We start from the raw sequence: 9683 nt of genomic DNA on the forward strand, positions 1-9683 counted from the left end.
TGCGGCGGCGTTGCATCGGTGGTCGCCGCGGTGTCCGGCGCGGCGGCCGCTGGCTGCTGCTGCGTCGTCGCGATCTTGGCGACGGTCTTGGTCTTGGCGTCACCAAGATACCAGCACTGCTTCTTGGTGCTGCGGTCGAGATGGTAGAACCAGTGGCTCCCCGCAGGCGCGGTTCCCTTCGGCGCGGACAGACAGCTGTCCGCGGTCTTCGCATTCGCCGTATTGGTGCTCGCCGTGTTGGCGGCGGTCTGGGCCATGGCCGTGAAGTTGGCACTGGCCAACATGCTGACGGCAAGCGCCGCAGCGAATTTCGCTGAACGATTTGACATACGCGTCCCCGGTATTTCTTTTTACGCAAACGCTGGTGCAGCCAATCTCGGTAAAGAGTTGGGTCGCAATGCGCCGCAAATCCGGAACGGGTAGGGCTTAATTGAGGCTCGCGTCGCACCGCAATTGCGGCGGCCGGAAGGCTGGAACGCGGGCTGAACGAATGCTTCGTTCGGCTGTCAGGTTCCGCAGGACCAAAGCTCGCGTTGCTGCTGCGAGACCATTGCGTCCCGCCGGCGATCGCAACGCCGGCGGGACGTCTTCGTTAGTTCTTCAGGACGATGCGTCCGACGACCTTGCCGGCGCGCAGCTCATCGATCCATTTCTGGACGTCGGCCATCGGCTCTTCCTTCATTGGCGTCGGCTTGATCTTGCCGGCCCGGGCGAGCGCCATCAGTTCCCGGCCTTCGGCCAGCGTGCCCACCATGAAGCCTTCGATGGTCATGCGCTTGTAGACCCATTGCACCATCGGCAGCGTGAACTGGCCGCCCATCAGGCCGGACACCACGATCTTGCCGCCGCGTGCGACCGTCGACACCGCAAACGCCATCGACTTCTCGTTGCCGGCAAAGTCGACGACGCCGTCGAAGCCGCCGTCGCTTTCCTTCAGCATGCGCTTGACGACATCGGGCTCAGCGGGATCGTAGGCCGCCGCCGCGCCATTCTTCAACGCGGTCTCGCGCGCCGCCGGGCTGAGATCGGCAACCGTGATCGGCTGCTTGAACATCGCCTGTGCGAACGACAGGCCCATCATGCCGACGCCGCCGAGACCGATCAGCAGCAGATTGCGCTGGCGCGGACGATCGACCAGGCGCTTCAGCGCGCCGTAAGCCGTGACGCCGGAGCACATCAGCGTGGCGGCCTGATTGACCGGCAGCGGATCGTAATCGAGCAGGTATTTCGCGTCGGGCACCAGCACGTGGGTGGCGAAGCCGCCGTCGATCGAGACGCCGAGGAAGCGTTGCTTGGCGCAGAGATTCTCGTCGCCGGCGAGGCAGTCACGGCACTGGCCGCAGCCGATCCAGGGAAACACCGCCTTCTTCGTTCCGACCAGATCCTTCGGCGCATCGGGACCGACCTCGTCGACCACGCCTGCGATCTCGTGGCCGAGCGTGAAGGGCAGGGTCATGCCGCGGGTGGTGTCGAGCTTCTTGCCGCCGCCGAGATCGGCGTAGCCGTCCTGAATGTGGAGATCGGAATGGCAGAGGCCGCAGCGCTCGATGCGCACCAGCACTTCGCGTCCCTGCGGCTTGGGCGTGTCGACGATGGTTTCGCACAGCGGTGCATCGAACTTGACGAGGGATTGGCGAACCATACGCGCCATTACGTTTTCTCCTGATGTTCTATTTTGTGGACCGTATATCGGCCAATTCCCTGGCCATGGCAACAAAGCCCGTGACCGGAATGGTTTCGGCGCGCCGCGTCGCGTCGATCTGGGCTGCGGCAGCAAGCCGCGCCGGATCGACCGACAGCGACTTCAGGCTCTGGCGCAGCATCTTGCGGCGCTGGCCGAAGGCGGCAGCCGCAACCTGCTCGAGCATGCGGCGGTCGCACGGCTCCGGCGCGGCGCGCGGTATCACTCGTACCACCGAGGAGGTGACCTTCGGCTGCGGCACGAAGGCTGCGGGCGAAATGTCGAACAGGATCTTGGTCTCGGCGCGCCAGTTGGCGAGCACCGCGAGCCTGCCATAGGCTTCCTCGTCCTCATGGGCGACGATGCGCTCGGCGACCTCGCGCTGAAACATCAACACCATGGTGTCGTACCATGGCGGCCACGGCTCGATCGACAGCCAGTCGACCAGGAGCTGGGTCGCGATGTTGTAGGGCAGGTTGGCGACGATCTTGGCCTTGCCGCCGTCGAGCAGGGGACGCGGATCAAAGTGCTGCGCGTCGCCATGCACGATCTCGATGCGGCCGGGATAACGCTTGACGATGTAGTCGAGTGCATCGATCGCGCGTTCGTCGCGCTCGATGGCGATGACGCGCTTGGCGCCCATCGCAAGCAGCGCGCGCGTCAGTCCGCCGGGGCCGGGCCCGACCTCGATCACGGTTGAGTCTTCCAGCGGACCCGCGGCGCGGGCAATGCGTGCGGTGAGATTGAGATCGAGCAGAAAATTCTGGCCGAGCGATTTGCGCGCCGACAGCGAATGCTCGCGAATGATGTCGCGCAGCGGTGGCAGATCGTCGATCGCGCTCACTTAGCTTGATGCCGCGGCCATGCGCGCGGCGAGCCGGAGTGCGGCGATCAGGCTCGAGGGATTGGCCTTGCCGGTGCCGGCAATATCGAACGCGGTGCCGTGATCGGGCGACGTCCGGATGAAGGGCAGGCCCAGCGTGACGTTGACGGCGTCCTCGAACGCGACGGTCTTGATCGGGATCAGCGCCTGGTCGTGATACATGCAGAGCGCGCAGTCATAGGTCTTGCGCGCGGCTGCGTGGAACATGGTGTCGGCCGGCAGCGGGCCTCGGGCGGCTATGCCGTCGCGGCGCAGGATCTCGACCGCGGGCGCGACGATCTCGATGTCTTCCATGCCGAGCGTGCCGTCTTCGCCGGCATGCGGGTTGAGGCCGGCGACGGCCAGCCGCGGCGAGGCGAGGCCAAACCGCGCCTTCATGTCGGCGACCAGTATCCGCGCGGTCGAGACGATCAGGTCGGTCGACAATTGCGCGAGCGCCCCGCGGACTGACATATGGATCGTCACCGGGACGACGGCGAGCGCCGGCGACCACAGCATCATCACCGGCTGCGGCGCGGGCCCGCCGTGTGCGGCAAGCTCGGCGAGGAATTCGGTGTGGCCGGGATGGCGGAAGCCGGCGCGGTACAGCACGTTCTTGGCGATCGGATTGGTGACGACGGCGCTGGCCTTGCCTGACACAACATCGGCGACGGCCTGACGGATCGACGCCAGCGCGGCATCGGCGCTCGTTCCGTCCGGCTTGCCCGGTCGCGCCGTCGCCGCCTTGCCGGTCGCAACGACGGGCAGGGCCCGTGCAAATGCCGCGGATGCCTCCTCGGCACTGACCTCGGCAAACTCGACGGCGAGCCCGAGCGTCTTGGCGCGCTCGGCCAAAGCTGCACGGTCACCGAGCAGATAGAACGGCGGAAGATCGAGTTCGCGGCGGCGCAGCCACGCGGCGAGCGTGATGTCGGGGCCGATGCCTGCGGGCTCGCCGCATGTCAGTGCGAGAGGTTGAGCCATGCGTCAACGATAGTCGATCATCGCCCGCCTGGATATTCGATCATCGCGGCTTTCCGGACTTCCTGCAGATAGGCTTTCGACTTCGCCTCGTACTTCTGCACGTACATCTTGTCCCGCATCTCACGCTTCTTCGGCGTGTCCACGGTCGTCGCCTTCCTGCCGCAGAGGGCGACCATTTCGACGCCCTGCTTGGTGACTTCGGGAGGGGTGAGGTGACCGACCGGGATCTTGTCCAGGATGTCGCGCAGCGACTGCGGCAGGTCGGCCGACGTCTTGACGACGATCTCGCGGATCGCGGCGTTGCGCATCGACTTGAAGAAGGTGTTGGCTTCCTCGCAGCTGGTCACGCGCTCGCGCAGGGTGTCCGCCTCCTTGCGGCGGTTCTCGAATTCGGATTGCGGAGAGCCGCGTGGCACGATCAGAACGACCGGCTGCATCCGGTATTCGAACGCCTCGGCGTCGGGCGCCTCGCCGGTCTCCTTGACCGCAGTGGCGACGTCCTTTTCGCCGACCTGCAGGCTTTCCTTGAAGCGGCCGCGGACCAGGCTGGTCCAGACCATGTCGGCCCTGATGCGCTGCTTGAGCGTATCGGGGCGGATGCCCTTGCTCTCGAGGACCTTGGTCAGCTGGTCGTTGTTCAGCCGCATCCTTTGCGCCATGCCGCCATAGGACTGCTCGATATCGTTGGCGGTGGGATCGACGCCGAATTTCTTGGCTTCCTTGATCTTCAGCTTCTCGTCGATCAGGTCGTCGAGGACGGCCTTTCGATCGGGATTCTTGCCGCCGGTCAGGCCGTTCAGCTTGGCGCGCTGCTCGATGTCGAAATTGGTGATGGGTTCGCCATTGACCATCACGGCGATGGTCTGGGCATGCAGTCGCGCAGCGCCCCCGAACAGGAGGAAAAGAGCCAGCAGGGAACTCAACACCAGCGAATGGCAGCGCGTTGGCAGGCTAGCGGTCGTCATTGTGGTCATGTCAGCCGTTTAAACCAATTCAAGCCGGGGCCACAGGCCCGCGGGCAATACAAGCCGCCAATTCAAGCCCCCAATACAAGCGTCTTGGCAGGCCCCTCGCTCGCTACTGCATGCCAGCCGAACCGCTGGTCGTGGAGGTCTGGGCGATGGTGCGCAGGCCGATCTGGAACATGAACGCGTGGCTGAGGACGGGCGGCTGCGAGCCGGCCTGATAGGTATAGGACGTGATGTAGTTGGCAGCCAGCACGAAGCAGTCGTCCACATAGCCCGCGCCGACGGCATACTGGTTGATCTTGTTCGCTTCAAGGTCCCAGCGCGCCGCACCCTGAACCACCCAGTTCGACGCCACCTTGACCGATCCGCTGGTGAGGATGCCCTCGCGGCGCGTGAGGTAGCCGAGTTCCGGCTGCGCTGCATAATCGCCGTAGGTCACGGCGATCGACCAGCGGTCGAAATTCGCGCTCGCCGTGGCCTCGAACCGGTTGATGTTCCAGGTCGCTTCATCCATCCGCGAGCGGACGCTGAAGGTGTAGGTGCGGTTGGGCGAATAGGCGAGGCTCGCGACGTAGTCCGAACGCGGGTTCTGCAGCCCGGAGTCGATGCCGGTGTTGGTGACGTCGGCGACCGCGAACGAGTTCATCCCGAACATCTGGTAGGACTGTCCGAACATCCCCTTGATGCTGCCGCCGCGGTCGAATTGCGTGGTGGCCTGCACGCCGACATTGGCGCGGCTGCCGCCCTCGACGCGGTCGTAGCCGGAGAACTTGTCGACCGCGAACAGGTTGCTGGTGTCGAACACCAGGCTCTGCGCGTCCTCGTTCGGAAGCTTGCCGGCATTGGGCTCGTTGGGCCGGATGATGACCTGCGCGATCGGCTCGACGGTGGTCGTGCCCCACGGCTGCACATTGATGAAGGGGTAGCGGTATTCGAGGCCGACGGTCGGCATGAAGCGAACCGTCTGGGTATCGCCCACCGGCAGGAAGTTGGAAACGCCCGGCTGATTCGAGATGTCGGCGTTGATCGCATCGGCGCGGACGCTGGCGAACGGGGTCCAGATCTGGCCGAGCGGGTCGGTGTAGGACTTGCGCCACTGCGCCTCGGCCGTCAGCCTTGTGTAGGTGCCCGGCATGCCGCGCAGCAGGCACTGCGACGGCAACCGCGCCATCGGATCGGCGGACGCGGTCGTGCACAGGCTGTTGGTGTTGGCGGTCGTCGTGATCGGATCGAACACCGCGGTTTCGCGGGTCAGGTTGACGAAGTTCATCTTGTAGCTGAACTCGCCGCCCAGGACGTTGTTGTTGATCACGTTGTTGTAGTCGATGACGGGCGCGACCACCGGGACCTGGTTCTGGTTGCCCGAGTAGCTGAGATAGTAGATCGCGCGCGCGTCGAAGAAGCTGCGGTTGCCGACACCGGTCAGATAGAGCTGCGAGATCGCTTCCGTCGGCAGCGACAGGAACGAACCGAATGGATCCTTGTACTGGGCGAGCCGGTAGTCGGACATGAAGAAGTAGTCGGACAGCACGACGCCGTCCCAGCCCCAGACCCATTTGTCGTTCAGCGCGAACTGGCCCTTGGTGTCGACGCCCCAGCGGAATTGGCGGTCGCCAGGCTGGCCCTTGAAGGCGTCCTGATCGATCTGGTCGATGCCGTAAAGCCGGATCTGATAAGAGCCGTCCGCGAAGCGCTGACGGAATTCGGTCTGCAGCAGCACGCCCTGCTTCGAGGTGATGCGCGGACTGAAGGTCGCGTCCATGTCGGGCGCGATCGCCCAATAATAGGGGATTTCGACGCCGTAGCCGAACGCCGTGTAGCTGGTGAAGCCCGGCATCAGGAAGCCGCTCTTGCGCTTCACGGTCGGATCGGGCGTCGAGAAGTAGGGCAGATACGCCATCGGAACGCCGAAGAATTCGAGCTGGGCGTTCTCGAAATAGAGCATCTTCTCGGTCTGGTTATGGATGATGCGCGCGCCCTTGACCTGCCAGAGCGGGGGCTTCTTCGGATCATCCTTACAGGGTGCGCAGGCGGTATAAACTCCGTTGTCGAACACCGTGTAATTGCCGCTGGACCGGTCGGCGCGGGTCGCCGCCATGCGGGTCTGGTCTTCGGTGTCGACGCGCAGCGAATCGACGAACCCGTCGCGGTAGTCGTCGCTGAGATCCAGGATGTTGGCGTAGGTGATCTTGCCTTCCGCATCGGTCATGCGGATGTTGCCTTCGGCATGAAGACGCTTGGTCTTCTGGTCGTAGATGACCTTGTCGGCCTCGACGCTGGTGCCGTTGTAGAACATCTGGACGTTGCCGACGGCCGAGATGCGGCTGTTGTTGTAGTCGTAATCGACCTCGGTCGCCTGAACGAGCATCTGCCCGTCATTCTTGGCCGGCGGGCGGACCGGCTTCGGCGGACGCGGATTGTAGGTGAAGGCCTGCGCGGCAGCCGGCGTCGACGCGACGACGTCGAGCGCGCTGACCACGACGAACGCGGCAAGCAGAGCAGAAATCGAAACGCCAAACGCGGCCATGCGGCTCCGTTGACGGCGCAGGGCACTGCGCCGCCCGGATACAGGCGACCTCAACTGGCGGGCGGCGACGGTAGCCACTACCCGTCCTCCTGGTACAGCAAGGCTAAGAAACCGGTGAGGCTACCCACAACGACAGGCAACCACGCCGCAGCGATGGGATGCATCAACTCAGCCTTGCTCAAATCTTCAGTTACTTTCGACAGGACGTAGAGCAGAAAGCCTGCGCCCACGCCACTCAAAACCATCTTCTGCACGCCGCCCATCCGGAAGAAGCGGAGGCTCACAGAAGCCGCCAACATCACCATCGCAGCCAGCAAAAACGGCTGCGCGATAAGCTTGTGATACTGCAAGCGATAGCCAGCCGTCGCGAACCCTGAGCTCTCCGACGAACGGATGTAGTTCGGCAGTTGCCAAAAGGACACAGTTTCGGGGGTGGAGAAACTGTTGCGCACCTGTGCAGGGGTCAGGGTGGTGGTCAGGTAGAAGGTGTCCTGGTCCACCGGAGCCTTGTCGAGGGTGTATCGGCGTACTCCCGTGAACGCCCAGCGGCCTTCTTCGAGCGTCGCTTCGCGGGCCTCGATTCGTTCCTTGAACTGCAGCGCCGTATCGAATCGGAACACCGTGAGGCCGGTCAGCCGGATGCCCTGCTGCTCGCTGCGGGCCGCATTGATGATCGCCTGACCTTCGTCGTTGATCTGGTTGAGCCAGAAACCGGACGCGTCCTGGATGCCGCCGCCCGGCGCCGAGCCGAACAGCTCGGCCTCCATCCGTTTGGAGAGCTCGCGCAGATTGGCCGACACCGGATTGTAGGCGGTGGTCGCAAAGATGCCGAGCACGATCGCACTGACCAGCGCGGGTGAGATGAACTGCCAGGCCGAAACGCCGGCGGCGCGTGCCACGACGAGCTCCAGCCGCCGCGACAGCGCGAGATAGCAGGTCATCGCGCCGATCAGCACGCAGAACGGCATCAGTTTCTCGAGCAGCTGCGGCACGCGGAACAGCGAGGTTTCCGCGACCGTGATCGCGGAGGCCCCGACGAGGCTCGACGTCTTGCGTACCATCTCGATGTAGTCGACCAGCACGAGCAGCACGAAGATGCCCGCGAACACGCCCACCGCCGCGACGACGAAGCGGCCGGCAAAATAACGCCCGAGCGTATTTGTGACCATGCTCATGCGGTGGCGGGCCTCCGGAAGAGGCGCGCAATGCGCTCGTTGTTTCTGTTGATGACTTCCATCAATGCCGCCGGCGGTTCGACGACCACGCCGCCGACGATCATCCAGATCCCGACGCCGATGCCGGCGAACAGCATCAGGTATTGCACCAGGGCCGCCAGCGGCGTCTTCACCGCCATGACGGAGCAGGCGAATCCGACCATGCGCAGGCCGAACACCGCGAATACCGAGCCGCCGATCGAGAAATTGCGGCTTTGGCGCGTGGTGCGCGGCGCGCCGAGGAAGGCAAAGGTGAGGGCCGCGAACGCAAACGGATAGATCGGCGCCATGAAGCGATCATGCAGCTCGGCGAAGAACTGGCCCGACAGCTGCTGATAGGTCTGGTCGTTCTCGTCCGGCCACATCAGTTCCCAGAGGTAGCGCTCGCGAATTCCGAGCGTGACGTCGCGGCCCTGGGAGAATTTCGACATGTCGAAGGCGTAGCGCTGAAACACCACCAGCGTCGGATCGCGCTTGCCGACTTCGAATCGCTCGAGATTGCCGTCCTCCAGCACGAGGTATGAGCCGCTCTCGTTCTTCAGCACGGTGCCGTGGTCGGCGACGATGGTGACGCGCTGCTGCGGATCGCGGCGATCGTCGACGAAAACGCCGCCGAGCACGCCGCCGGGCAGCCGCTCGCGGATCCGAATCGTCAGGTTCTGATCGAGCTGGGCGAAGCGGCCGGGCTGCAGGATGTTGGTCAGCACGTCGGCGGTGATCTCGGCATCCCACTGCTTGATTCGGCGCATGCCGTCGGGGGCGAGATAGGCGCCGATGAAGGCGACCAGCGCCGCCACCACGCAGGTGGCGAAGAAGAACGGCCGGAACAGCCGGAATGGCGAGAAGCCCGCCGCGTTCATGACGATGATCTCGGAATCGGTCGCGAGCTTGTTCAGCGTGTGCGAGATCGCGATCATCAGCGCGATCGGGGCGATGATCAGGACCAGGGCAGGAATCACGAGGCTGGTGATGCCGAGGAAGGTGAGGATGGTCTGACCCTGGCTGGTCATCAGGTCGATGCCGCGCAACGCCTGGGTAATCCAGATCACGCCGGTAAGGCTGACCAGGACAAGCGCAAACGACGCCAGCGTCGTTTTGAAGATGTACTTGTCGATCGACCCCATCGCTACCGCACGGCCCCCTTGGCGCAACCAAACGCACGGCTTTCGACCAATCCCGTCAACCCGGGTTCCCCTATGGTCGAGCCGCGGACTCGTCCGGCTCACTCTCTGTTCACAATCTCACTACCATCCCTTTGATCCGTCAACAAAATGGCCGGGCCAAGGCACGCTTAACTTATGGTTAATTAATCGCTTTTGTGACCTTCCGGCCACTCCGGCGCTTGGCAGCGGCGCAGCCGACAGGTCATAGTGTGCCGCAAGCCCGGTCCGGGTCGCTCCAGACCGCCATCGCAATGCTCACCCCCGCGTGCCGGAAGGGCCGCCTC

At 64.2% G+C, this 9683-nt stretch carries 7 protein-coding genes and 1 pseudogene; all 8 read right to left on the bottom strand.

Annotation, left to right across the window (positions count from 1 at the left end; all coding sequences use genetic code 11):
- Positions 1-329: pseudogene (locus tag H8B02_RS41180) on the bottom strand (hypothetical protein); the annotation flags it as partial.
- Between the two features lie 263 nt (positions 330-592).
- A complete protein-coding gene (locus tag H8B02_RS41185; protein ID WP_229171407.1) occupies positions 593-1651 on the bottom strand; it encodes an alcohol dehydrogenase in 1059 nt (352 codons plus the stop codon).
- 19 nt (positions 1652-1670) lie between these two features.
- The gene (rsmA, locus tag H8B02_RS41190; RefSeq protein ID WP_229171408.1) at positions 1671-2525 is read right to left on the bottom strand and encodes a 16S rRNA (adenine(1518)-N(6)/adenine(1519)-N(6))-dimethyltransferase RsmA; all 855 of its coding nucleotides are present in this window, start codon (positions 2523-2525) and stop codon (positions 1671-1673) included.
- Complete coding sequence (gene pdxA / locus H8B02_RS41195) at positions 2526-3527, bottom strand: 4-hydroxythreonine-4-phosphate dehydrogenase PdxA (protein WP_229171409.1); 1002 nt, start codon at positions 3525-3527, stop codon at positions 2526-2528.
- Positions 3528-3544: 17 nt separating this feature from the next.
- Positions 3545-4492 (bottom strand): SurA N-terminal domain-containing protein, encoded by a 948-nt coding sequence (locus H8B02_RS41200; RefSeq protein ID WP_229171410.1) that lies wholly within the window; start codon positions 4490-4492, stop codon positions 3545-3547.
- Between the two features lie 112 nt (positions 4493-4604).
- Positions 4605-7022 carry an LPS-assembly protein LptD gene (locus H8B02_RS41205; protein ID WP_229171411.1) on the bottom strand — a complete coding sequence of 806 codons (2418 nt, stop codon included), beginning with the start codon at positions 7020-7022 and terminating at the stop codon, positions 4605-4607.
- Positions 7023-7099: 77 nt separating this feature from the next.
- A complete protein-coding gene (lptG, locus tag H8B02_RS41210; protein WP_092113464.1) occupies positions 7100-8197 on the bottom strand; it encodes an LPS export ABC transporter permease LptG in 1098 nt (365 codons plus the stop codon).
- A complete protein-coding gene (gene lptF, locus H8B02_RS41215) occupies positions 8194-9360 on the bottom strand; it encodes an LPS export ABC transporter permease LptF (protein ID WP_092113467.1) in 1167 nt (388 codons plus the stop codon). Before lptF ends, lptG begins: the two co-directional genes overlap by 4 nt.
- Positions 9361-9683: the final 323 nt, after the last annotated feature.

Source organism: Bradyrhizobium altum (assembly GCF_020889705.1).
GTDB classification, from domain to species: Bacteria; Pseudomonadota; Alphaproteobacteria; order Rhizobiales; family Xanthobacteraceae; genus Bradyrhizobium; species Bradyrhizobium altum.

What these genes read in the sequence shown, in the direction of transcription:
- H8B02_RS41185 (WP_229171407.1), bottom strand. Translation starts at nt 1,651, where the DNA reads ATGGCGCGTATGGTTCGCCAATCCCTCGTCAAGTTCGATGCACCGCTG.
- pdxA (WP_229171409.1), bottom strand. Translation starts at nt 3,527, where the DNA reads ATGGCTCAACCTCTCGCACTGACATGCGGCGAGCCCGCAGGCATCGGC.
- H8B02_RS41200 (WP_229171410.1), bottom strand. Translation starts at nt 4,492, where the DNA reads ATGACGACCGCTAGCCTGCCAACGCGCTGCCATTCGCTGGTGTTGAGT.
- H8B02_RS41205 (WP_229171411.1), bottom strand. Translation starts at nt 7,022, where the DNA reads ATGGCCGCGTTTGGCGTTTCGATTTCTGCTCTGCTTGCCGCGTTCGTC.
- lptG (WP_092113464.1), bottom strand. Translation starts at nt 8,197, where the DNA reads ATGAGCATGGTCACAAATACGCTCGGGCGTTATTTTGCCGGCCGCTTC.
- lptF (WP_092113467.1), bottom strand. Translation starts at nt 9,360, where the DNA reads ATGGGGTCGATCGACAAGTACATCTTCAAAACGACGCTGGCGTCGTTT.